Here is a 22,000-nt window from a genome sequence, read left to right as displayed (position 1 = left end):
CCCGTACCGCCTAGACCTGCTCGTCCACCCAGTCGGCGAATCGCAGCAGCGAGTCGATCCAGGTGGCGACCGTGAACTTGAGCTGCGCGCGGGTGCTGCCCTCGAAGTCGTGCGCCTCCTCGGCGCAGATCGCCACCATGCCGTCGTCGGGGAGGATCGTGTACGCCTTGCCGAAGAGCCTGGTCCGGTTCCACTCGTCGAGCAGCAGGGTCAACGAGCCGCGGTCCTCGACGCTGAACCTGCGATTGAGGTACAGCCTTGCCTGGACCACCTCGTCCTGCTCGCCGTAAAAGAAGAAGTAGATCGAGCTCTTCTCCCACCGGACGAGCAGATCGCCGTCGGCGTCCAGAGAGTGGGTAAGACCGAACTCGTCGAGCAGTTGCCCGATCAACGCGACCGACGGCAGTACCGGCGTCCCGCCGTCACGATCACGCCGGGAGGCGCGTAGGTCGGCGACCGGGGACTGCTCGGAACGGAAACGACGCAGGAACACGAGACGAACCTACTCGCGTGGACCGACGGCGCACCGACTCACGACGACAGACGAGGAGCATGACGCGATGCGAGTGGCAGTACTGGGCACGGGGACGATGGGGGCGGGCATGGCCCGCTCGGCCAAGCGCGAGGGGCTGGAGGTCGCCGTCTGGAACCGGACCGCGGAGCGCGCCGCCCCGCTGGCCACCGACGGCATCGAGGTGGCCGACTCGGTGACCGCGGCGGTGACGGGGGCCGACGTCGTCATCACCATGCTCTTCGACGCCGACTCGGTGCTGGCCGTCGCCGACGAGCTCGTCGCCGCGCTGGGCGCGGAGACCGTCTGGCTGCAGTCGGCGACCGTCGGCCCGGACGGCATCGCCCGGATCGCCGAGGCCGTCGGCGAGCGGGGGGCCACCGCGCTGCTCGACGCGCCGGTCCTGGGCACCAATGCACCCGCCGAGCAGGGGAAGCTGGTGCCGCTGGTCTCCGGTGCCACCGCCCTGATCGAGCGGGCCCGGCCGGTGCTCGACGCGATCGGCTCGAAGACGATCGTGGCCGGCGAGGCCGTCGGAGCGGGCAGCGCGCTGAAGCTGGCCTGCAACGCCTGGGTGCTTGCTATCACCGCGGCCACCGCACAGTCGCTGGCGCTGGCCCGCGCCCAGGGCCTGGACCCGCAGCTCGTCCTCGACGCCGTCGCCGACGGCGCCGCGGACAGCCCGTACCTGCAGCTCAAGGGTGGCGCCGTGATCGAGGGCGACTTCACCCCGTCCTTCGAGCTGGACGGTGGCCGCAAGGACCTCGCCCTCATCACCGCCGCCGCGAAGGACAACCGGGTGCCGACCGACCTGCTCGACGCCCTGGGGCGCCTCTACGGCCGGGCCTCGGAACTCGGCGGCGGCGACGAGGACCTCGCCGCCGTCTACCGCGCCTTCACCTGACCACCATCGCCGGAGCGCCGAGCCCGCTGAGCGGAACTCGCGCTCCGGCGATCAGATCAGGCGTCGGCTCGGGTCAGGCGTCGATCGAGCGTCCCGCCTCGAGCCGGGCGACGGGGACGCGGAACGGCGAGCAGGAGACGTAGTCCAGGCCGGTGCGCTCGAAGAAGTGCACAGAGTCCGGATCGCCGCCGTGCTCGCCGCAGACGCCGAGCTTGAGGCCGGGGCGGCGGGACCGTCCCTTCTCGGCGGCGATGCGGACCAGCTCGCCGACGCCCTCGACGTCCAGCGACTCGAAGGGGCTGATGCCGAAGATGCCCTTCTCCAGGTAGGCGGAGAAGAAGGCGGCCTCGACGTCGTCGCGGCTGAAGCCCCAGGTGGTCTGGGTGAGGTCGTTGGTGCCGAAGGAGAAGAACTCGGCGGCCTCGGCGATCTGGTCGGCGGTCAGGGCCGCGCGGGGCAGCTCGATCATGGTGCCGACGAGGAACTCCAGGTGGACGCCGGTCTCGGCGCGGACCTCGCGGGCGACCTCGATGATGTTGTGCTTGACGGTCTCGAACTCCTGGACGTTGGCGACCAGCGGGACCATGATCTCGACGCGCGGGACGCCGCCGGACCGGATGCGCTTGGCGGCGGCTTCCAGGATGGCGCGGGACTGCATCTCGAAGAGGCCGGGGATGACGACGCCGAGCCGTACCCCGCGCAGGCCCAGCATCGGGTTCTGCTCGTGCAGCTTGTGCACGGCCTGCAGCATGCGCAGATCGTTCTCCCGCGGCTCGCCGCGAGCTTCGGCGACGGCGACCCGGACCGACAGCTCGGTGATGTCGGGGAGGAACTCGTGCAGCGGCGGGTCGAGCAGCCGGATGGTGACGGGCAGGCCGTCCATCGCCTCGAGGATGCCCTCGAAGTCGTCGCGCTGCAGCGGCAGGAGCTCGGCGAGCTGCTTGTCCCGCTCGTCGTCGTCCTCGGCGAGGATGAGGCGCTCCACCAGGGCCCGCCGGTCGCCGAGGAACATGTGCTCGGTACGGCACAGGCCGATGCCCTGCGCGCCGAAGCGGCGGGCGCGGGCGGCGTCCTCGGCGGTGTCGGCGTTCGCACGCACCGACATCCGCCGCGCCCCGTCGGCGTGCTTCATGATGCGGTCGACGGCCACCACGAGGTCGTCCTGGGACTGGACCTCACCGGTCTCGAAGTAGCGCACCACCGGCGAGTCCACCACCGGGACCTCGCCGAGGAAGACCTCGCCGGACGTGCCGTCGATCGAGATGACGTCGCCCTCGTGGATCTCCTCTCCCTTTCGGGTCCGGATGACGCGCTGCTTGGTGTTGACGTCCAGGCTCTCGACGCCGCAGACGCAGGTCTTGCCCATGCCGCGGGCGACCACGGCGGCATGCGACGTCTTGCCGCCGCGGCTGGTGAGGATGCCGCGGGCGGCGATCATGCCGTTGAGGTCGTCGGGGTTGGTCTCGCGGCGCACGAGGATGACGTCCTCGCCCGAGCGTGACCACTTCACCGCGGTGTAGGAGTCGAAGACCACCTTGCCGACGGCCGCGCCGGGTGAGGCGTTCATGCCCTTGGCGATCAGGGACTTCTCCGCGCCGTCGTCGAAGCGCGGGAACATCAGCTGCGCCAGCTGCCCGCCGGAGACGCGGGAGGTGGCCTCGTCCATGTCGATGAGGCCCTGGTCGACGAGCTGGGTGGCGATGCGGAACGCGGCCGCGGCGGTCCGCTTCCCGACGCGGGTCTGCAGCATCCACAGCTTGCCGCGCTCGATGGTGAACTCGATGTCGCAGAGGTCCTTGTAGTGCTGCTCGAGCGTCTGCATGATCTGCAGCAGCTCGTCGTAGGACGACTTGTCGATCTGCTCCAGGTCGGCCAGCGGCACCGTGTTGCGGATGCCGGCCACCACGTCCTCGCCCTGGGCGTTCTGCAGGTAGTCGCCGTAGATGCCCTGCGCACCCGAGGCCGGGTCACGGGTGAAGGCGACGCCGGTGCCGGACTCCATGTCGAGGTTGCCGAAGACCATCGAGCAGATGTTCACCGCTGTGCCGAGATCGGACGGGATCCGCTCCTGCCGCCGGTAGATGACGGCACGCTCGGTGTTCCACGACTCGAAGACGGCGCGGACGGCGAGGTCCATCTGCTCGCGCGGGTCCTGCGGGAACGACCGGCCGGCCCGCTCGACGACGACCTCCTTGTAGGTCTCGACCAGCTTGCGCAGGTCCTCGGCGTCGAGGTCCAGGTCGTTGTCCGAGCCCCGGCCCCGCTTCGCCTCGTCCAGCGCCTCCTCGAAGTGCTCGCCGTCGATGCCCAGCACCGTCTTGCCGAACATCTGGATCAGTCGGCGGTAGGAGTCGAAGGCGAACCGCTCGTTGTCGGCCTGCTTGGCCAGCCCGCGCACCGACTGGTCGTTGAGCCCGATGTTGAGGACGGTCTCCATCATCCCCGGCATCGAGAACTTCGCCCCGGAGCGCACCGACACCAGCAGCGGGTCGTCGGACTGTCCCAGCCGCTTGCCCATAGTGCGCTCCAGGGCGTCGAGGTGTTCGCTGACCTCGGCGGCCAGCCCCTCGGGCTCGTGGCCGGATCGCAGGAAGGCCTGGCAGGCCTCGGCGGTGATGGTGAAACCGGGCGGGACGGGCAGCCCCAGGTTGGTCATCTCGGCGAGGTTCGCACCCTTGCCACCGAGCAGATCCTTCATGTCCTTGCTGCCCTCGGCGAAGTCGTAGACGTACTTCGTGGCGGGTCCAGACATGGCGATTCTCCGTCCGTGGGGCGGGATTGTTCGAGAAGCGTATTCCCCGGGAAGGTTGACGAGACCGACGGGATGCAGGTCACATTTTGAGTTGACACTTGTTCACTGAAATGGTTCCGTCGGAGCAAGGCCCGCGAACCCGAGGAGCGACATGGTCGAGACCGGCGCCACCCCCAAGGTGTCCTTCGTTCGGCGTCAGATCTCCCGTGTAGGACGCATCCTGACCAGCCCGTTGCTCCCGGACGACTACTTCGCCCTCGCCAGCCCGAACTTCTCGACGCGGGAGCTGACGGGCACCATCGTCCGCATCCGGCCCGAGGCCGGGGACGCCACCACGGTGGTCATCAAGCCCAACTTCGCCGTCGACCGGCACACCAGCGGGCAGTACCTGCGGATCGGCCTCGAGATCGACGGCATCCGCCACTGGCGTGCGTACTCGCTCACCTCCGACCCGGACCACCCGGAGGGGCTGCTCAGCATCACCGTCAAGAACACCCCCGGCGGCAAGATGTCGCCGGTCTTCAACGGCCGGGTCCGATCCGGCCAGCGGGTCTACCTCGGCATGATCGAGGGCGAGTTCTGCCTGCCCGACCCGCTGCCCGACCGCATGCTCTTCATCTCCGCCGGCAGCGGCATCACGCCCATCATGAGCATGCTGCGCGAGCTGGACCGCCGCGACCGGATGACCGCGGACGGCGAGGTCATCCACGTGCACAGCTCGCGCAACAAGGACGAGATGATCTTCGGCACGATGCTTCGCGAGCTTGCCGACCGCCGCCAGGGCTACCGCCTCATCGAGGTCCACACCGAGCACGAGGATCGCTTCACCCCCGACGACCTCGACCGCCACTGCCCCGACTGGAAGGAACGGCAGACGTTCCTGTCCGGCCCGAAGGAGCTCATCGACGCCGTCGAGGAGCGCTTCGAGAACGAGGAGCTCGCCGACCGGCTGCACACCGAGCGCTTCCAGCCCGTCATCGGCAACGGCGGCGGCGACGGCTCGGGCGGCACCGTCTACTACCGCGTCTCCGACGCCGAGGCCGAGTGCGGGCCCGGTGTCTCCATCCTCGTCGGCGGCGAGGAGGCAGGGCTGAACCTCACCTACGGCTGCCGGATGGGCATCTGTCACACCTGTGTCGGGCGGTTGCAGGACGGCGCGGTCCGCGACATCCGCACCGGCAACGTCGAGAACGCCAACGGCCAGATGATCCGCGTCTGCGTCAACGCCCCGGAAGGCCACGTCGAGATCGACCTCTGAACGCCGGTACCACCCACGCACGACCCGCAACCATCGCCAGGGAGCACCATGACCACGACGTCCGACCCGAAGATCGTCCCGCCCAACAAGGACAATCCGCTCTACAAGCTCACCGAGCAGCAGCTCGAGGACCTCGGCAAGGAATTCGACGCGCTGCACGACGAGATCTACGACGATCTCGGTGACCCCGACGCCGCCTACATCCGCAACATGGTCACCTTCCAGCGCCGGCTCGTCCTGGCCTCGCGGCTGGTGCTGCTCTTCAGCAAATACAAGCCCGCGTGGGTCGTCGGCACCGCCGGCCTCTCGGTGGCCAAGATCCTGGAAAACATGGAGATCGGCCACAACGTCATGCACGGCCAGTGGGACTGGATGAACGACCCCAACATCCACTCGTCCACCTGGGACTGGGACACCGCCTCGCCCGCTGCGGCGTGGAAGCACAGCCACAACTATGTCCACCACACGTACACGAACGTGATCGGCAAGGACAAGGACGTCGGCTACGAGATCATGCGGATCGACCCGCGCCAGCCGTGGAAGCCTTCCTACCTGTTCCAGCCGGTCTACAACCTGCTGCTGACCGCGTTCTTCGAGTGGGGCGTGGCGATCCACGACCTCGACTTCCCGCGCATCCACACCGGCGAGAAGTCCAAGAAGCAGCTCTGGGACGAGCTCAAGGCCATCGGCACCAAGGCGCGCCGCCAGATCATGAAGGACTACGTCGGCTGGCCGGCCGTCTCGACCGCCGCCGCCGTCGCCATCAACGGGCCGAAGAACTGGGCCGACGCCGCCGAAGAGACCTACAAGGCGACGTTCTGGGCCAACTTCACGTCCAACATCGTCCGCAACATCTGGTCCAACGCGATCATCTTCTGCGGGCACTTCCCGGACCAGACCTTCACCTTCACCGAGGACGAGGTGAAGGACGAGTCCCGCGGTGCCTGGTACGTCCGGCAGCTGATCGGGGCGGCCAACATCGACGGCAGCCCGCTGTTCCACATCATGAGCGGGAACCTCTCCTTCCAGGTGGAGCACCACCTGTACCCCGACATGCCGAGCTCGCGGTATCAGGAGATCGCGCCGCGGGTGAAGGAGATCTGCGAGCGCTACGGCCTGCCGTACAACACCGGCCCGCTGCGCAAGCAGTGGGGCTCGGTGCAGCGCACCATCCTGCGACTCGCCTTCCCCGGCGGCGGTCCGCGGCCCAAGCCGGGCCCGTACGAGATGTCGCCGGAGGAGAAGGCCCTCAAGGCCCGCGCCGAGCAGCGCGTCCCCGCCTTCCCGTAACCATCGGAGGATCACGACATGTCATCGGTCACGAGCGAGCTGAAGCGACGGCTCACCCCGACGCCCACCTCGGAGCTGAGCTGGCCGCGCAAGCTACGGCGCGGCTTCGGTTTCCTGCTGTTCGTGTCGTCGCTGGCCATGGGGGTCTCGGCCGCCACCGCCAGCAGCGACTGGGACATCCGCAGCGAGAACGCTGCCTGACCACCTGATTCGGACGAGGGGACGCTGACGTGACGCACGGACGGTCGGACGCCGACGACGAGGAATCGGCGGAGGCGGCCGACCGTCCCGCGCCACAGGACGACACCGCCACAGCTCCCGGGTCGGACGAGCCGGATACCACTGATGGCGCCGGCGACACTGCCGACGACGAGCCGGACTTCAGCTCGATGCCGATCGAGGATGTGCCCGAACCCGAGGTTCCCGACGTCCCGGCCTATGGCGAGGACGACGACCAGGGCTACGTCGATCGCGACAAGATCGACTTCGACCCCGACAAGGGTCTCTATTCAGGCACCCTCGTCCACGGCGGCGACTCCGAGCTGCCCGACCAGCCCTCCGAGGAACAGGTGAACGCCGCGCTGGCCGACATCAAGGCCGGCGGGGACGGTCTGGTCGACGAAGAGGGCAACAAGGTCGCCAACCGGCAGGACGCCGACGACTGACCCCGCCTTCCCCTGTGGTGTGGTCGATTCCCGGGCCGGGAATCGACCACACCACAGGGGAAGTGGCGGTCAGCCGCCGCTGCCCTCGACCTCGGCGCCCACCGGGACGTCGCGCGACGCCCGCGTGGTCAGCCATCCTTCGGGCAGCGAGACGCTGCGCCCGGCGGTGGTGCGGCCACGCGGCTGTCCCAGCACCACCTCCGGGAAGAGCTGGTCCAGCTCCAGCTCGCCGATGCGGTCGGCCAGCTCGGCCAGCGACGAGGTCATGGCCAGCGACCGCCGCAGCTCACCGCCGACGGCGAAACCCTTGAGATACCAGGCGACGTGCTTGCGGAACTCGGTGACCCCGCGCTGTTCGCCGAGCCAGTCGGCGAGCAGCGTGGCGTGCCGCAGCATGGTCTGCGTGACCGTGCGCAGGTCGGGCCGCACCCGCTCCGGACGTCCGGCGAAGGCGGCCGCCAGGTCGGCGAAGAGCCACGGCCGTCCCAGACAGCCGCGTCCCACCACCACGCCGGCACAGCCGGTCTCGCGCACCATCCGGACCGCGTCGTCGGCCTCCCAGATGTCGCCGTTGCCCAGCACCGGGACGTCGAGCAGCTCGACGAGCTCGGCGATGCGCTCCCAGTCGGCGTGGCCGCCGTAGTACTCCAGCGCGGTGCGGCCGTGCAGCGCGACGTAGCTGACCCCGGCGTCCTGTGCCCGGAGTCCAGCCTCGCGGAAGGTGTGGTGCTCGGCGTCGATGCCGACGCGCATCTTCACCGTCACCGGCAGTCCGCGCGCCTCACGCACCGCGGCCCGGACGATGTCGTCGAAGAGCTCGATGCGCCAGGGCAGCGCCGCTCCCCCACCCTTGCGGGTCACCTTCGGCACCGGGCACCCGAAGTTGAGGTCGATGTGGTCGGCGAGATCCTCCTCGGCGATCATGCGCGCCGCGGCCCCGACGACCTCGGGGTCCACGCCGTAGAGCTGGATCGAGCGCGGCGACTCGTCGGGCTGGAACTCGATGAGCTGGAGCGTCTTGGGATTCCGCTCGACGAGGGCCCGGGTCGTGATCATCTCGCTGACGAACAGGCCCGGCGTCTCGCCCATCTGCTCGCGGCACAGCCGCCGGAAGGCGGTGTTGGTGATGCCGGCCATCGGGGCGAGGACCACCGGAGGATCGGCGACGACGGCGTCGGCCAGGCGCAGCGGCGCGGCCAGCGCCCCGCCCGTGACGGCGGTCTCCAGAACGGTCACGACGGCACCCCGATCAGCACCCCAGCAGCTGTGCCGCCAGGTAGCCCTCGACGCGGTCGAGCGAGACCCGCTCCTGCTGCATGGAGTCGCGCTCCCGGACGGTGACGGCGTTGTCGTCGAGGGTGTCGAAGTCGACCGTCACGCAGAACGGCGTGCCGATCTCGTCGTGACGCCGGTAGCGGCGGCCGATGGCCTGCGCGTCGTCGAAGTCCACGTTCCAGTGCTTGCGCAGCGTCGCCGCCAGCTCGCGCGCCTTCGGCGACAGGTCGGTGTTGCGGGACAGCGGCAGCACCGCGGCCTTGAACGGCGCGAGCCGGCGGTCCAGCTTGAGCACCGTCCGCTTCTCCATGACGCCCTTGGCGTTGGGGGCCTCGTCCTCGCTGTAGGCGTCGAGCAAGAAGGCCAGCACCGCGCGGGTGAGGCCGGCCGCCGGCTCGATGACGTAGGGCGTGTAGCGCTCGTTGTTGGCCTGGTCGAAGTAGGACAGGTCCGTGCCCGAGTGCTTCGAGTGGGTCGAGAGGTCGAAGTCGGTGCGGTTCGCGATGCCCTCGAGCTCGGCGAACTGCGAGCCGCCGAAACCGAAGGCGTACTCGATGTCGACGGTCCGCTTCGAGTAGTGGCTGAGCTTCTCCTTCGGGTGCTCGTAGCGGCGCAGGTTCTCGGGGTCGATGCCGAGATCGACGTACCAGTCCCAGCGCTGCTGCAGCCAGTACTCGTGCCACTCGTCGTCCGAGCCCGGCGGGACGAAGAACTCCATCTCCATCTGCTCGAACTCGCGGGTGCGGAAGATGAAGTTGCCCGGCGTGATCTCGTTGCGGAAGCTCTTGCCGACCTGCGCGATGCCGAACGGCGGCTTGCGTCGGGACGTGTTCAGCACGTTGAGGAAGTTGACGAAGATGCCCTGCGCGGTCTCCGGACGCAGGTAGTGGACGTTCTCGTCGGACTCCACCGGGCCGAGGAAGGTCTTCAGCATCATGTTGAAGTCCCGCGGCTCGGTCCAGCGGCCGCGGGTGCCGCAGTCCGGGCACGGGATGTCGGCGAGATCGTTCTCCGGCGCCTTGCCGTGCTTGCCCTCGTAGGCCTCCTCGAGCTGGTCGGCGCGGTGTCGCTTGTGACAGTTGAGGCACTCGATGAGCGGGTCGGTGAAGACGTCCAGGTGACCCGAGGCGCGCCACACGTCGGTGGCGAGGATGACCGCGGAGTCCAGGCCGACGACGTCGTCGCGGCCCTGGACCACGGCCTTCCACCACTGCCGGCGGACGTTGTCCTTCAGCTCGACGCCGAGGGGACCGTAGTCCCACGCGGAGCGGGTACCGCCGTAGATCTCGCTGGAGGGGAAGACGAAACCGCGCCGCTTGCTCAGGTTGACGACGGCGTCATTGCGCTTGGCGGCCCGGGCAGGGTCGAGGGCTGGCATCCCTCCAGGGTATCGACGTCCCCGGCTGGCTTTCGCCGGGCGTTGCGCCGACGCTCGAACCTGTTCGCGCCGAGATGGACCGCGGTCGCCACGAGGGCGCCGGCGAGGCAGTCGGCGAGGTAGTGCTCGCCGGAGTAGACGAGCGAGAACGTCATGAGCAGCGGATAGGCCGCCAGCACCGGCCGCCACCACCGGTTCACGCGCGGCCACATGAAGAGGACGAAGAGCAGCGTCCCGCCCAGATGCAGCGAGGGAACGGCGGCGACGTTGTCGGCGCTGGTCTGGCCGGCCCGGATCACCGCACCGGCGAAGTGCAGGTGCAGCTCCTCGAAGCCTCGCGTGGAGATTCGCTCCACCCACGGGGCCGCGCCGGGCCGCGAGGTGGTGAAGGGACCGAGCAGGCCGCCCGGCCCCGCGAAACCGGTGTACATGCAGTCCGGCGCGTGCGGGTGGCCCGCCACATCGGCCGGCGAGCACTTCGCCGCGGCCCATGGCGGCGCGGCGGGGATGAGCGCGAAGAAGCCGAAGCCGACGAAGGAGAGCGCCACGAAGCGCAGCGACCAGCGGTAGAAGGTGGCGCGGTTGCGCAGCCACAGCACCCCGGCGGTGACGTAGGGCAGGAAGAAGAAGGAGAAGTAGCAGAGGGCCACGGCGACGTCCCACCACCGGGGCTGCGGGAACTTCAGGTGCTCCTGCAGCAACACCGTCGGGTTCTTGCCGAGGAAGAGCCAGTCGTCGACGTCTACCTGCGGATGCCACCAGGTCGGCATCCCCATCGTGTCGGCGAAGCCGCGCAGGTAGTCGTAGGCCACCAGGACGGCGGCGAAGGGCAGGAAGTCGACGACGACGCTCAGCACCGACCGGCGGCCGACGCTGCGGGCCAGCAGCAGCGCCGCGATCCAGACCAGGACGTCCGAGCGCAGCCACGGCACCCCGTCCAGGACGAAGACCTGCCAGCAGAAGGCGAAGAGCCAGACGCCGGTGAGCCCCCAGCGGACGCCGGCGAGGACGTCGTCGGTGAGCCAGGACGGCCGGCGCCGGCCCACCCAGCGCGTCCACGCCTGCCCGATCCGCTCGGCCGTCCCCCTCATCGGCGCGATCAGGCCCGGTCGCTGGCGCGGGTGACGATCTCGCCGCCGGCGGCCGCGTCGAGCAGCACCTCGAAGCCGCCGGGGAGGTCCCGCGCGGTGGCGAGCAGCGGGGTGGCATGCAGCTTGACCTCGTAGTTGCCGAGCGCGCGACGGTACGAACCGACGTTCTCCCACTCCGTCAGCAGCAGCCAGGCCGTCGGGTCGTCCGTCGAGCGACCCAGCGTGCCGCGCAGGTAGCCGGGCCGGGCAGCGAGGGCGGCGAGGGCGGCACGGGCCCGCGGCTCGAAGTCCGGGCTGGCGTCGTCGAAGTGGGTCAGCGCGATCATGCGGGGTCCGGTGTCTCGGGGGCGGCGACCGGACCGGCGGCGCCGAAGCGGCGATCCCGCTGCGCGTACTCCAGGCAGGCCTGCCAGAGGTGGCGCCGGTCGAAGTCCGGCCAGGGCGTGTCGACGAAGGCGAGCTCGGCGTAGGCGGACTGCCAGAGCAGGAAGTTGGAGGTCCGCTGCTCACCGGAGGTCCGGATGAAGAGGTCGACGTCGGGCAGTCCCGGCTCGTCGAGGTAGCGCTCGATGGTCCGCTCGTCGATCTTGGCCGGGTTGAGCCGGCCGTCCTTGACGTCTCTGCTCAGCGCGCGCACCGCGTCCACGATCTCGGCCCGGCCGCCGTAGTTGACGCAGAACTGCAGGGTGAGGCGGTCGTTGTCGCGGGTGTATTGCTCGGCGTCCTCGAGCTGGCTGATCACGCTGCGCCAGAGCCGAGGACGCCGACCCGCCCAGCGGATCCGGACGCCGAGTGCGGCGAGCTCGTCACGGCGGCGGCGGATGACGTCCTTGTTGAACCCCATGAGGAAGCGGACCTCTTCCGGGGAGCGGCGCCAGTTCTCGGTGGAGAAGGCGTAGGCGCTCACCGTGCCGACGCCGAGCTCGATCGCCCCGTGCAGGACGTCCATCAGGCTGGCCTCGCCGGCGCGGTGGCCTTCGATGCGGGGCAGTCCCTGCGCGTGCGCCCAGCGGCCGTTGCCGTCCATGACGATCGCGACGTGGCGGGGAACGAGGTTCGCCGGGATCGCCGGCGGGGTCGCCCCCGACGGATGGGGCGGCGGCGCGGGCCAGGCGGTGCCACCGCGGCGGAAGCGGGCGGGCGCGGTCATCGCGTCAGGTTATCGGCCGGGTGATGAGGGGACGTCACGACGGCGAACACCGAGAATCTCGTGGTCTAGACCTTCAAAACGGGCAAAAGCCACGATACGGTCCTGGGCCATGACCACTCTCCTGCGCCGGAACCGCCTCCGGCTCGCCACCGTCGCCACCGCCGCCGCCCTCGCCACCACGGCCGGGGTCGCCCTCGCCCCCGACGCGCTCGCCGTCACCAAGCTGAGCCAGTCCGCAGCGGCATCGCAGCTCTCCGCCGCCGGCATCACCTGGTCCTCCTCGGGCGGCTGCACCACCCGGTCGAACTCCAGCTGCACCTCGTTCGACCAGATCAACCAGTCCACCGTCGACGGCGTGATCACGCTCAAGCGGGCCAGCGGCTGCGCCGTCAACATCACCGGCGGGACCGAGGTCGGTCACGCCAGCGGCACCTACAGCCACTACAACGGCTACAAGGTCGACATCAGCAAGTACAGCTGCATCGGCAACTACATCACCACGAGCTTCGAGCGCATCGGCAACCGGGGCGACGGCTACCCGCAGTGGCGCGCCGCCTCGGGCAACATCTACTGCGACGAGGGCAGTCACTGGGACATCACGTACTACTGATCCCCCCGCCTGCGGCCCGGCTGCGCCGGGGTTGGCCCCACGCCAGCGCGGTTGGCCCCATCCCGCGCACCGGCTGCGCCGGGGTTGGCCCCACGCCGGCGCGGTTGGCCCCATCCCGGCGCGGTGAATCGTCGCCGCGCACCGCGCTGCTGTGGGGCCAACCCGGCACAGCGTGGGGGCAGCCCCACACGGTGCATGGGGCCAACCCCGCGCAGCGTGGCCAGTGCAGGTCGCTGGGGCGCGACCCGACGCGGCCAGGTCAGCGGGGGCGCGTCAGGCGCGGTCGACCAGCGGCAGGGACCGCAGCCCGCGCTCCAGATGCCACTGCAGGTGGGCGGCGATGAGGCCGCTGGCCTCGCGCCGGGGGCCGGGGGCGCTGGCGTCGGCGATGCTCCAGTCACCCCCGAGCAGGGCGATCATCAGCTCGATCGTCGGCAGTGCCGGACGGGCTGACCCGGCGGGGCGGCAGGCATCGCAGACGGCGCCGCCGGCGGCCACATTGAAGGCGACGTGGGGTCCCGGCGCGGAGCATTTCGCGCAGTCGCGCAGCGCCGGCTCCCATCCCGCGTGGGACATCGCCCGGATGAAGAAGGCGTCCAGGACGAGGCCGGCGTCGTGGACGCCCTCGACCAGCGCCCGCAACGCCCCGACCACGAGCAGGTAGAGCCGCAGCGCCGGCTCGCCCTCCTCGGTCAGCCGCTCGGCGGTCTCGCAGATGGCCGACAGTGCCGTCCAGCGGCCGTAGTCGTGGGCCAGCCGAGCCCCGAAGGCGTCGTGGGACTCCGTCTGCTGGACCACGTCCAGCCCCCGCCGTCCGCCGGGCGCCGCCTGCCCCTCGGGCAGCCGGGCGTAGAGCTGGACATCGACGTGACTGCCCGGTTCCAGCCGGGCACCGAAGCGCGAGGACGTCCGGCGCACGCCCTTGCCGACGGCACGGACCCGACCATGACGGCGAGTCAGCAGCGTGACGATGCGGTCGGCCTCGCCGAGCTTGTGGACCCGCAGCACGACCGCGTCGTCACGGTAGAGCGGCACGTCCCCAGTCTGGCATCAGCCACCGACAACGGCCGGTCGCGACGCGTCCCGCGGGCGCATCCGGCGGTGCAGCACGACGGCCGCGAGCGCCATGAGCACCCCGGCCGCGATGGTCACGCCGAAGGCGGCGCGGGCGCCGTGCGCATCGGAGATGCCACCCACCAGCGAAGCACCGGCGCCGTACCCGACGCTCAGCCCGGTGACGAGCCAGGCGAGACCCTCGGTGAGCGCGGCCGCCGGCACGAACCGCTCCACCAGACCGAAGGCGGTGGTGAGCGTGGGGGCGATACCGAATCCGACGACGTACGCGCAGACCGCCAGCACCCCGACGTTCGTGGCGAGCAGGAAGACCGGCGGCAGGACGCCGAAGACGACCGCCTGCAACCGGAAGCGATCCAGCAGTGGTGAGGTCCAGCGCCGCGCCCCGTAGAGAAATCCCGAGGTCGCACTGCCCCCGGCGAAGGCGGCCAGCACCGCCCCGCTGACGCCCTTCACTCCCGCCTCGTCGCAGAAGGCGACGATGGTGACCTCGGCGCTGGCGAAGATCACCCCCATCGCGACGGTCACCAGCACCAGCACCGGCATGCCGCGGTCCAGGACGGCCGGCCGGCGTCGCGACGGCCCCGTCCGGGCCGGCGGTTCGGAGTCGCGCAGGGTGCTGAGCCAGCACGCCCCACCGAGCACCAGCGCCGCGGCGCCGTAGAGGACGAGCACCGGCTCGAGCTGGGTGGCGACCACGGTCGCGAGCAGCGGACCCAACACGAAGATCGTCTCGTCCAGGGTCGATTCGAGGGAGTAGGCGGTGTTGACCTCGGGCCGGCCGGCCAGCACGTAGGACCATCGGGCCCGCACCAGCGAGCCCACCGAGAGGAAGGTGAAGCCGCAGACGGCGGTCGCGACGGCCAGCAGCGCATCGGGGAGGTGGCTGGTCACGACGACGGCGGCCGCGACCGTCGCCGCCACGTGCACCAGCGACACCGGGACGAGCAGTCGCCGCTGCCCGAGCCGGTCGGTGACCCGGGCCAGCACCGGGTTGCCGATGCCGTTGGCGACGACGTAGATGCCGCTCAGCACGCCGGCGAAGCCGTACCGGCCGTCGCGGGCCGAGACGATGAGCACCAGCCCGATCGGGTACATCGCGATCGGCAGCCGCATCACCCAGGCGGCGGCGCAGAACGAGGCGGAGCCCGGTGCCTTGAACACCGCGCGGTAGACGTCGAGCATGCGCGGGCTCAGAACCCCAGCCGGTCGAGCTTCTTCGGGTCCCGCTGCCACTCCTTCTCGACAGCGACGTGCAGCGCGAGGTGCACCTTCTCGCCGAGCAGGGCCTCCACGCCGGCCCGCGCCTGGATGCCGATGCGCTTGAGGCGGCTGCCCTTCGGGCCGATGACGATGCCCTTCTGGCTGTCCCGCTCCAGGTGGATGGTGGCGAAGACCTCCTGCAGGCCGGATTCCCGACGCCGGATCTCGTCGATGGTTACCGCGATGGAGTGCGGCAGCTCGTCGCGGACGTCCTGCAGCGCGGCCTCACGGACCAGTTCGGCGATGCGGGTCTCGACGTCGTTGTCGGTCTCGACGTCGTCCGGATACAGCATCGGGCCCTCCGGGAGGTGCCCGGTGAGCAGGCCGGCGAGCAGCTCGACCTGGTCGCCACTCACCGCGGAGACCGGGACGACATCGGCGAAGTCACCCAGCTGCGAGACCGCCAGCAGCTGCTCGGCGACCCGCTGCTTCGAGGCGACATCGGTCTTGGTGACGATCGCGACGACCGGTGCCTTCAGTTCGGCGAGCTCGGCGGCGATGAAGCGGTCACCCGGTCCGATGCGCTCGCCGGCCGGGATGCAGAAACCGATCACGTCGACCTCGGCCAGCGTCGAGCGGACCACGTCGTTGAGCCGCTCCCCCAGCAGCGTGCGCGGCCGGTGCAGGCCGGGGGTGTCGACGAGGATGAGCTGCGCGTCCTCGCGGGTGACGATGCCGCGGACGGCGTGGCGGGTGGTCTGCGGCTTGTCGCTGGTGATGACGATCTTGCTGCCGACCAGCGCGTTCGTCAGCGTCGACTTGCCGGCGTTGGGGCGGCCGACGAAACAGCAGAAGCCCGAGCGGAACGTCACCGGACCAGTGTCCCATCAGCCGGGTGACACCATGGTCGGCGTGCCCACCCGCAGGACGTTCCTGGCCGCCGCACTCCTCGGGTCGAGCGGACTGGCGGCCTGCGGCTCCCCGACCGGAAAGCGAGACGACGTGCCCGATCCCCGGAAGATCAGCTACGGCGACGACGCGTCCCAGTTCGGCGAGCTGAGCCTGCCGGCGGGGTCGGCCAAGGGGACGGTCGTGGTGATCCACGGCGGGTTCTGGCGCGCGCAGTACGGCCTCGAGCTGGGGCGTCCGCTGGCCGCAGACCTCGTCCGGCGCGGTTACGCGACGTGGAACCTGGAGTACCGCCGCGTCGGCAACGGTGGCGGATGGCCGGCGACGCTGGCCGATGTCGCCGCCGGGATCGACCGGCTGGCCGGTCTGGACGTCGAGACGCGACGCGTGGTGGCTATCGGCCATTCGGCCGGCGGCCAGCTCGCGGTCTGGGCGGCCGGTCGGCAGGGGCTGGCCGCAGGTGATCCCGGCGCGGAGCCGACAGTGCGGCTGACCGGCGTCGTGTCACAGGCCGGCGTCCTGGACCTCGCCACCGCCGCCCGACAGGGCGTCGGGGACGGCGCCCCACAGGCGTTCCTCGGCGGCGAACCCGACGCCGTCGCGGACCGGTACCGGATCGCCGACCCGATCGTCCGGGTGCCGCTCGCCGCGCCCGTGCTGTGCCTGCACGCCCGGGGCGACGCCAACGTCCCCTACGCGCAGAGCGAGGCTTACGTGGCCGCGGCGACGAAGGCGGGCGGTCGCGCCCGGCTGACCACGACCGAGGGCGATCACTTCACCCTCATCGACACCTCGACGAGCGCCTGGTCCGCGGCCCGCGACGCGCTGCCCGAGCTACTGGACGGCCGCCTGCCCGGCTGACGCCAGCCGTCCGGACACGGCGCTCACGCCGACTTGCCGGTGACCAGGTGATCGGCCAGCGAACCCTCGGGGCCGAAGAGCTCGGCGCGCCACTGCTCGAGCAGCTGGTCGTTGCCGATCTGGTCCGGATGGAAACCGGGCTCGGTGTAGGCACGGAGCCGCCGTATGACCGACCGGGACAGGAAGGGCGAGTGCCGCAGCGCGAGCAGGCTCTTGATCAGCCGGACCGGGTGCCACGCCGCCCGGTCGGTCGCCAGTGACACCAGCGAGTGCAGCGTGACGGCGACCAGGAAGGTGACGTGGGTGACCCGCATCATCCGCACCCGGAGCTTCTCGTCGCCGACCGCCTCCTGGAAGACGTCGAAGGCGACGGACTTGTGCTCGGACTCCTCCAGGGCGTGCCAGAGCAGCATCTCGCGGACCTCGGAGCCGCCGAGCAGCTCCTGCGCGCGCGGGTCGGTGAGCAGGACCTCGGCCAGCGTCGCGGTGTAGTGCTCCAGCGCGGCGGTGGTGGCGAGATTGTGCTTCGGCGTCAGGAGGCGCTCCTGCCGGCGCAGCCCGGCCTTGGTCATGCGGTCGACGCGCAGGCTGGCGTACCCCATGGCAGCGAGCTTCTCATTGAGCTCCCGGTGCTCGCGGCCGTGGGTGACCTCCTGCCCCACGAAGCCCTTGACCTGCTCCTTGAGCTCGGGGTCGGTGATGACGTCGGCGTGCGCGCGCACCGAGCGGACGAAGAAGTCCTCGCCCTCGGGGAACATGCCGGAGAGCACCGCCACCACGTGACTCATCACCAGGTCGCCGCGGACGTAGTGCTGGTGGCGGCGGCCGTCGGGATAGGTGAACCGCACCCGGCGGGTGCGGACCTCGCGGTGCGGATAGGTCTTGGGAGCAGCCATCTGTCGATCTCCTTCGGGTCAGTCGCGAGGGATGAGCACGAGCGCGTCGACGAGCAGGTCGCGGACCGCGGCGTTGCGGCCCTCGGGGTCACCGTCCAGGCCCTGCTGCACGGCCTGGCCGATGAAGAGCGCGACGATCGCGCGAAGGATGGACTCCGCGTGCGGCCGCGACACGATGTCAGGGAAGGCCTCGCCGAACGCCTCCAGCGCCTCGGCGTTGACCCGTTCCGGGAAGCTCCGCAGGACGGCACGGAGGTCGTCGTCACGGCGCGCGGCGACGAGCAGCTCCAGCAGGGCGTGGAAGGAGTCGTCGGCGACGAAGGACCAGAGGATCTCGGCGGCGCCGGCCGGCGTCCGGTCACCCTCGGGGATGCCGGCCAGCCGCAGCCGGAACTCCGCGACCCGCAGGTCGACGAGTCGGGTCACCGCCGCCCGCACCAGGTCTGCCTTGGTCGGGAAGTGGTGCGCCAGCGCTCCCCGCGACGACCCCGCCTGGCGGACGACGTCGTTGGTGGACATCTCGCGGTACCCGTCACGCACCAGGCACTCGATGGTGGCGGTGAGCAGCGCGTCCTGGGTCCGCTCGGCCCGCCGCTGGGTCACCGCCCTGGTCATGCCGGCCACCGTAACCCCAAACAGGCAGGGTTGCCTCTTTTGTTGTGGCTGGCGTCACAGCGGATGTCCGATCGCCGCAGGTGCTCGACCACAGCGGATGCCCAATGACCGCGGATGCCCGACCACCGCGGATGCCCGATCACCGCGAGTGGTCGTTTTCCGCGTCCAGTGGTCGCCGTACCATCGACCACCGGGTGCGAAAATCGACCACTCGCGGGGCTGTGGGAGGGACGCAGGCGTCAGTGCCGCGCGTCAGTGTGGTGCGTCAGTCCGGTACGTCAGCGCAGCGAGCCGTCGGGTCCCGCGTGCAGGACGGGCGCGGCGGGCGCGACATCGCGGACCGCGGCAGTGCCGGCGTCGTCGTCGGAGTCCTCGCCCAGCACCACCGCGGCTTCGAGCACATCGGCCCCGGACGAGACCGCCATCGCGACGGCGGCCTGCAGGGCCGAGAGCTGCAGCGAGGGCAGCGCCACCGTGCTCGCCACGTAGGTCCGGCCGTCGCCGTCCCGGACCGCCGCGCCCTGGGCGGCGCCGGTGCGGGCGCGGGCCGAGCGGGCGAGGGTGACCAGCTTGGCGTCCTCGGGGTGAAGCGAAGTCATGACCGTCCTTGGCTCGCGTGCGCAGTCTCCCGCTCATCGTCTCCGACCGCGCCGTCGTCGTTCTCGTCGGGTGGCGTGACGCGGGTGACGAGGATGGAGTCGACCCGGTTGCGGCGCCCGCCAATCTCGTCCGCGCGCAGCTGCAAACCGTGGACCACCGCGGTGGAGCCGGCGATCGGGACGCGTCCCAGCGCCTCGGCGAGCAGCCCGCCGACCGTCTCGACGTCGTCGCGGTCGGGGATCTCCACGTCGAAGAGCTCGGCGAGGTCCTCGACGGCCAGCCGGGCGGTGACGCGGGCGAGATTGACCTGGTCGTCGTCCTCGGCCAGCCGCTCGATGGGGGGCCGCTCGACGTCGTACTCGTCGGTGATCTCGCCGACGATCTCCTCCAGGATGTCCTCGATGGTGATGAGGCCGGCGGTGCCGCCGTACTCGTCGATGACGATGGCGATGTGGGACCGGGCCGCCTGCATCTCGCGCAGCAGCGCGTCGACCGGCTTGGACTCCGGCACGTAGGTGACGGTCCGCATGACGTCGGCGACGACGGTCGTCCGGGCTCGCTCGGCGTCCTGGGCGCGGCGGGCGAGGTCCTTGAGGTAGACCACCCCCACCACGTCGTCGGCGTTCTCGCCGACGACCGGGATGCGGGAGAAGCCGCTGCGCAGCGCCAGCGCCAGCGCCTGCCGCACCGTCTTGATCTTCTCGATGTAGACGACCTCGGTGCGCGGGACCATCACCTCGCGGGCGATGGTGTTGCCGAGCTCGAAGACGGACTGGATCATCTGCCGCTCGTCGGCCTCGACGACGCCGCGCTCCTCGGCCATGTCGACCAGTTCCCGCAGCTCGACCTCGGTCGCGAACGGTCCGTCGCGCAGGCCGCGGCCCGGCGTGATCGCGTTGCCGAGCAGGATGAGCAGGGCGGCCAACGGGTTGAAGAGCCGGCCCAGGGCCCGGACCGCCGGCGCGGAGGCGAGCGCCACCCGGTTGTGGTGCTGCCGGCCGAGGGTGCGCGGCCCCACGCCGATGACGGCGTAGATGACGACGATCATGATCACGACGACGACGAGCGCCACCGGCCAGCGAGTGCCGAAGAGCGAGCGGGCGACGATGGCGACGAGCACGGTGGCCGTCACTTCGCAGGCCACCCGCAGCATCAGCAGCAGGTTGGTGTAGCGGGGACGGTCGGCCACCACGGCCGAGAGCGCCTTCGCACCGGGGGTCTCCTCGCGGACGAACTCGTCGACGCGCGCCTTGGAGACCCGCGCCAGCGCGGCGTCGACACAGGCGAAGAGGCCGCCGATCGGGACGAGCAGGATCGCCACCAGCAGCGCGATCACCGCACCACCGGTCATGACGTGCCCCGCACCTCACCGGCCGTGCCGGGCAGCGGCGAACGGATCTCCCCGACGCCGCTGCGCGCCGACCACTCCCGCGTGAGCCGAGCCTGCAGCTCGAACATCTCGCGCTCCTCGTCCGGCTCGCCGTGGTCGTAGCCGAGCAGGTGCAGGATGCCGTGGGTGCAGAGCAGGTGCAGCTCGGCGGTCAGCGAGTGACCGGCCGAGGCGGCCTGGTCGGCGGCCACCGTCGGGCAGAGCACGACGTCGCCGAGCATCGTCTCGCCGGGGTTCTCGTCCGTGCCGGGCGGAGCGGACGGGTCCACCCGCTCCCCCACGCCACCGTCGGCCCCGTCCATCGGGAAGGCCATCACGTCGGTCGGACCCGGCAGGTCCATCCACTGCTGGTGCAGTGCGGCCATGGTGTCGGTGTCGACGAGCAGCACCGACAGATCCGCGAGCGGGTCGATGCCGAGTGCCTCGAGCACGAACCGGCTGAGCTCGGCCAACCCGACGCCGTCGACGTCGACGCCGGACTCGTTATTGACCTCGACGGACACGGCCATCACCGCCGTGCTGCGCGTCGAACCGCTCGTAGGCGTCGACGATCTCGCCGACGAGCCGGTGTCGCACGACGTCGGTGGAGGTCAGGTTGGCGAAGTGCACGTCCTCGACCTCGCCGAGGATGTCCCGCACGACCTTCAGACCGCTGCGCGAGTTGCCGGGCAGGTCCACCTGGGTCACGTCACCGGTGACGACGACCTTGGAGTCGAAGCCGAGCCGGGTCAGGAACATCTTCATCTGCTCGGGCGTCGTGTTCTGCGCCTCGTCGAGGATGATGAAGGCGCCCGACAGCGTCCGGCCCCGCATGTAGGCCAGCGGAGCGATCTCGATGGTGCCGGCCTGCATCAGCCGCGGCAGCGAGTCCGGGTCCAGCATGTCGTGCAGGGCGTCGAAGAGCGGTCGCAGATACGGGTCGATCTTGTCGAAGAGCGTGCCGGGCAGGAAGCCGAGCCGCTCACCGGCCTCGACGGCCGGACGGGTCAGGATGATGCGGGTGACCTCTTTGTTCAGCAGCGCCTGCACCGCCTTCGCCACGGCCAGGTAGGTCTTGCCGGTACCGGCGGGGCCGATGCCGAAGACGATGGTGTGCTTGTCGATGGCGTCGACGTAGCGCTTCTGGTTCAGCGTCTTGGGACGGATGTTCTTGCCGCGCCGCGAGAGGATGTTGAGGCTCAGGACCTCGGCGGGGCGCTCGGTCGAGTCGGCGGTGAGCATGCCGAGGACCCGGGCCACGGAGTCCGAGGTCAGCGTCTGGCCGGCCTTGACGAGCGCCAGCAACTCCTCGAAGAGTCGGACCGCGGTGGCGTTGTCGCTGGCGCGGCCGGTGATGGTGATCTCGTTGCCGCGGACGTGGATGTCGCTGTCGAGGGACTGCTCGATGACCCGCAGCAGCTCGTCCCGCGATCCGAGCAGCGCGACCATGGCTTGCTCGCCCGGCACGACGAGTGTCGTCGAGACGCGACCCGCTTCCTGCTCGGACGGAACTGCACGATCTGACTGCGCAGCGGAATCGGTTCTTTCGGTCAAGGCGGGCTTTCTGGCTCGGGTGCGGAACGTCTCCA

The 22,000-nt window shown here is 70.5% G+C and carries 23 protein-coding genes; 7 read left to right on the top strand and 16 right to left on the bottom strand.

Annotated features, from left to right (window positions below; genetic code table 11):
• Positions 1-10: 10 nt before the first annotated feature.
• A complete protein-coding gene (locus tag AC0NZQ_RS13490) occupies positions 11-493 on the bottom strand; it encodes a YbjN domain-containing protein (RefSeq protein WP_474530367.1) in 483 nt (160 codons plus the stop codon).
• On the opposite strand from AC0NZQ_RS13490, the gene AC0NZQ_RS13485 reads away from it, so the two are divergent.
• On the top strand, positions 387-1,415 hold the full coding sequence (locus tag AC0NZQ_RS13485) for an NAD(P)-dependent oxidoreductase (RefSeq protein WP_474531396.1): 1,029 nt from the start codon (positions 387-389) through the stop codon (positions 1,413-1,415). The two genes, AC0NZQ_RS13490 and AC0NZQ_RS13485, sit on opposite strands and share 107 nt — an antisense overlap.
• A 73-nt stretch (positions 1,416-1,488) precedes the next feature.
• Here AC0NZQ_RS13485 and ppdK read toward each other — a convergent pair whose 3' ends face one another.
• Entirely contained in the window at positions 1,489-4,167 is a 2,679-nt protein-coding gene (gene ppdK, locus AC0NZQ_RS13480) for a pyruvate, phosphate dikinase (protein ID WP_474530366.1), read from the bottom strand.
• Positions 4,168-4,318: 151 nt separating this feature from the next.
• On the opposite strand from ppdK, the gene AC0NZQ_RS13475 reads away from it, so the two are divergent.
• Genes AC0NZQ_RS13475 through AC0NZQ_RS13460 form a run of 4 tightly spaced genes read left to right on the top strand, consistent with a single transcriptional unit; the run spans position 4,319 to position 7,380 of the window.
• Positions 4,319-5,425 carry a ferredoxin reductase gene (locus tag AC0NZQ_RS13475; protein WP_474530365.1) on the top strand — a complete coding sequence of 369 codons (1,107 nt, stop codon included), beginning with the start codon at positions 4,319-4,321 and terminating at the stop codon, positions 5,423-5,425.
• A gap of 48 nt (positions 5,426-5,473) precedes the next feature.
• A complete protein-coding gene (locus AC0NZQ_RS13470) occupies positions 5,474-6,715 on the top strand; it encodes a fatty acid desaturase family protein (RefSeq protein WP_474530364.1) in 1,242 nt (413 codons plus the stop codon).
• Between the two features lie 18 nt (positions 6,716-6,733).
• The gene (locus AC0NZQ_RS13465) at positions 6,734-6,916 is read left to right on the top strand and encodes a hypothetical protein (RefSeq protein WP_474530363.1); all 183 of its coding nucleotides are present in this window, start codon (positions 6,734-6,736) and stop codon (positions 6,914-6,916) included.
• A gap of 29 nt (positions 6,917-6,945) precedes the next feature.
• Positions 6,946-7,380 (top strand): hypothetical protein, encoded by a 435-nt coding sequence (locus AC0NZQ_RS13460; RefSeq protein ID WP_474530362.1) that lies wholly within the window; start codon positions 6,946-6,948, stop codon positions 7,378-7,380.
• 69 nt (positions 7,381-7,449) lie between these two features.
• Here the strand turns inward: AC0NZQ_RS13460 and dusB are convergent, their stop codons facing one another.
• The 5 genes from dusB to AC0NZQ_RS13435 are packed head-to-tail and all read right to left on the bottom strand — an operon-like array spanning position 7,450 to position 12,274.
• The gene (gene dusB / locus AC0NZQ_RS13455) at positions 7,450-8,580 is read right to left on the bottom strand and encodes a tRNA dihydrouridine synthase DusB (protein ID WP_474531395.1); all 1,131 of its coding nucleotides are present in this window, start codon (positions 8,578-8,580) and stop codon (positions 7,450-7,452) included.
• 49 nt (positions 8,581-8,629) lie between these two features.
• On the bottom strand, positions 8,630-10,033 hold the full coding sequence (locus AC0NZQ_RS13450) for a glycine--tRNA ligase (protein WP_474530361.1): 1,404 nt from the start codon (positions 10,031-10,033) through the stop codon (positions 8,630-8,632).
• On the bottom strand, positions 9,976-11,124 hold the full coding sequence (locus AC0NZQ_RS13445; RefSeq protein WP_474530360.1) for a phosphatase PAP2 family protein: 1,149 nt from the start codon (positions 11,122-11,124) through the stop codon (positions 9,976-9,978). Before AC0NZQ_RS13445 ends, AC0NZQ_RS13450 begins: the two co-directional genes overlap by 58 nt.
• 8 nt (positions 11,125-11,132) lie before the next feature.
• A complete protein-coding gene (locus tag AC0NZQ_RS13440; protein WP_474530359.1) occupies positions 11,133-11,450 on the bottom strand; it encodes an antibiotic biosynthesis monooxygenase in 318 nt (105 codons plus the stop codon).
• On the bottom strand, positions 11,447-12,274 hold the full coding sequence (locus AC0NZQ_RS13435; protein WP_474530358.1) for an isoprenyl transferase: 828 nt from the start codon (positions 12,272-12,274) through the stop codon (positions 11,447-11,449). Before AC0NZQ_RS13435 ends, AC0NZQ_RS13440 begins: the two co-directional genes overlap by 4 nt.
• Positions 12,275-12,383: 109 nt before the next feature.
• Between AC0NZQ_RS13435 and AC0NZQ_RS13430 the strand changes: the two genes are divergently transcribed.
• Complete coding sequence (locus AC0NZQ_RS13430) at positions 12,384-12,884, top strand: hypothetical protein (protein WP_474530357.1); 501 nt, start codon at positions 12,384-12,386, stop codon at positions 12,882-12,884.
• Positions 12,885-13,157: 273 nt separating this feature from the next.
• On the opposite strand, the gene recO is transcribed toward AC0NZQ_RS13430, so the two are convergent.
• Genes recO through era form a run of 3 tightly spaced genes read right to left on the bottom strand, consistent with a single transcriptional unit; the run spans position 13,158 to position 16,033 of the window.
• Complete coding sequence (gene recO / locus AC0NZQ_RS13425) at positions 13,158-13,919, bottom strand: DNA repair protein RecO (RefSeq protein ID WP_474530356.1); 762 nt, start codon at positions 13,917-13,919, stop codon at positions 13,158-13,160.
• 15 nt (positions 13,920-13,934) lie between these two features.
• On the bottom strand, positions 13,935-15,143 hold the full coding sequence (locus AC0NZQ_RS13420; RefSeq protein ID WP_474530355.1) for an MFS transporter: 1,209 nt from the start codon (positions 15,141-15,143) through the stop codon (positions 13,935-13,937).
• An 8-nt stretch (positions 15,144-15,151) separates the two neighbouring features.
• On the bottom strand, positions 15,152-16,033 hold the full coding sequence (gene era / locus AC0NZQ_RS13415) for a GTPase Era (RefSeq protein WP_474530354.1): 882 nt from the start codon (positions 16,031-16,033) through the stop codon (positions 15,152-15,154).
• 31 nt (positions 16,034-16,064) lie between these two features.
• Here era and AC0NZQ_RS13410 point away from each other — a divergent pair, with 31 nt between their 5' ends.
• Positions 16,065-16,931 carry an alpha/beta hydrolase family protein gene (locus AC0NZQ_RS13410; RefSeq protein ID WP_474530353.1) on the top strand — a complete coding sequence of 289 codons (867 nt, stop codon included), beginning with the start codon at positions 16,065-16,067 and terminating at the stop codon, positions 16,929-16,931.
• A 23-nt stretch (positions 16,932-16,954) separates the two neighbouring features.
• On the opposite strand, the gene AC0NZQ_RS13405 is transcribed toward AC0NZQ_RS13410, so the two are convergent.
• The 6 genes from AC0NZQ_RS13405 to AC0NZQ_RS13380 form a co-directional block, all read right to left on the bottom strand.
• Entirely contained in the window at positions 16,955-17,827 is an 873-nt protein-coding gene (locus tag AC0NZQ_RS13405) for a metal-dependent hydrolase (RefSeq protein WP_474530352.1), read from the bottom strand.
• An 18-nt stretch (positions 17,828-17,845) separates the two neighbouring features.
• The gene (locus AC0NZQ_RS13400) at positions 17,846-18,442 is read right to left on the bottom strand and encodes a TetR/AcrR family transcriptional regulator (protein ID WP_474530351.1); all 597 of its coding nucleotides are present in this window, start codon (positions 18,440-18,442) and stop codon (positions 17,846-17,848) included.
• Positions 18,443-18,720: 278 nt separating this feature from the next.
• The gene (locus AC0NZQ_RS13395) at positions 18,721-19,041 is read right to left on the bottom strand and encodes a cytidine deaminase (RefSeq protein ID WP_474530350.1); all 321 of its coding nucleotides are present in this window, start codon (positions 19,039-19,041) and stop codon (positions 18,721-18,723) included.
• On the bottom strand, positions 19,038-20,393 hold the full coding sequence (locus AC0NZQ_RS13390; RefSeq protein ID WP_474530349.1) for a hemolysin family protein: 1,356 nt from the start codon (positions 20,391-20,393) through the stop codon (positions 19,038-19,040). The genes AC0NZQ_RS13395 and AC0NZQ_RS13390 overlap by 4 nt, the downstream gene beginning before the upstream one ends.
• Positions 20,390-20,935, bottom strand: a complete 546-nt coding sequence (ybeY, locus tag AC0NZQ_RS13385) for an rRNA maturation RNase YbeY (protein WP_474530348.1) — start codon at positions 20,933-20,935, stop codon at positions 20,390-20,392. Before ybeY ends, AC0NZQ_RS13390 begins: the two co-directional genes overlap by 4 nt.
• Positions 20,916-21,878 carry a PhoH family protein gene (locus tag AC0NZQ_RS13380; RefSeq protein ID WP_474530347.1) on the bottom strand — a complete coding sequence of 321 codons (963 nt, stop codon included), beginning with the start codon at positions 21,876-21,878 and terminating at the stop codon, positions 20,916-20,918. The genes ybeY and AC0NZQ_RS13380 overlap by 20 nt, the downstream gene beginning before the upstream one ends.
• Positions 21,879-22,000 lie beyond the last annotated feature (122 nt).

Source organism: Jatrophihabitans sp. sgz311053 (genome assembly GCF_056135305.1).
The sequence above is the reverse complement of the archived record's forward strand: the minus strand, read 5'-3'. Positions and strand labels throughout refer to the sequence as shown.

Excerpts from the sequence above, each read along its gene's own strand:
- AC0NZQ_RS13400 (WP_474530351.1), bottom strand. The coding sequence starts at position 18,442 with ATGACCAGGGCGGTGACCCAGCGGCGGGCCGAGCGGACCCAGGACGCG.
- AC0NZQ_RS13395 (WP_474530350.1), bottom strand. The coding sequence starts at position 19,041 with ATGACTTCGCTTCACCCCGAGGACGCCAAGCTGGTCACCCTCGCCCGC.
- AC0NZQ_RS13465 (WP_474530363.1), top strand. The coding sequence starts at position 6,734 with ATGTCATCGGTCACGAGCGAGCTGAAGCGACGGCTCACCCCGACGCCC.
- AC0NZQ_RS13445 (WP_474530360.1), bottom strand. The coding sequence starts at position 11,124 with ATGAGGGGGACGGCCGAGCGGATCGGGCAGGCGTGGACGCGCTGGGTG.
- AC0NZQ_RS13435 (WP_474530358.1), bottom strand. The coding sequence starts at position 12,274 with ATGACCGCGCCCGCCCGCTTCCGCCGCGGTGGCACCGCCTGGCCCGCG.
- AC0NZQ_RS13475 (WP_474530365.1), top strand. The coding sequence starts at position 4,319 with ATGGTCGAGACCGGCGCCACCCCCAAGGTGTCCTTCGTTCGGCGTCAG.
- AC0NZQ_RS13430 (WP_474530357.1), top strand. The coding sequence starts at position 12,384 with ATGACCACTCTCCTGCGCCGGAACCGCCTCCGGCTCGCCACCGTCGCC.
- AC0NZQ_RS13440 (WP_474530359.1), bottom strand. The coding sequence starts at position 11,450 with ATGATCGCGCTGACCCACTTCGACGACGCCAGCCCGGACTTCGAGCCG.
- AC0NZQ_RS13450 (WP_474530361.1), bottom strand. The coding sequence starts at position 10,033 with ATGCCAGCCCTCGACCCTGCCCGGGCCGCCAAGCGCAATGACGCCGTC.
- ppdK (WP_474530366.1), bottom strand. The coding sequence starts at position 4,167 with ATGTCTGGACCCGCCACGAAGTACGTCTACGACTTCGCCGAGGGCAGC.
- AC0NZQ_RS13420 (WP_474530355.1), bottom strand. The coding sequence starts at position 15,143 with ATGCTCGACGTCTACCGCGCGGTGTTCAAGGCACCGGGCTCCGCCTCG.
- AC0NZQ_RS13390 (WP_474530349.1), bottom strand. The coding sequence starts at position 20,393 with ATGACCGGTGGTGCGGTGATCGCGCTGCTGGTGGCGATCCTGCTCGTC.
- AC0NZQ_RS13470 (WP_474530364.1), top strand. The coding sequence starts at position 5,474 with ATGACCACGACGTCCGACCCGAAGATCGTCCCGCCCAACAAGGACAAT.
- AC0NZQ_RS13410 (WP_474530353.1), top strand. The coding sequence starts at position 16,065 with ATGGTCGGCGTGCCCACCCGCAGGACGTTCCTGGCCGCCGCACTCCTC.
- AC0NZQ_RS13405 (WP_474530352.1), bottom strand. The coding sequence starts at position 17,827 with ATGGCTGCTCCCAAGACCTATCCGCACCGCGAGGTCCGCACCCGCCGG.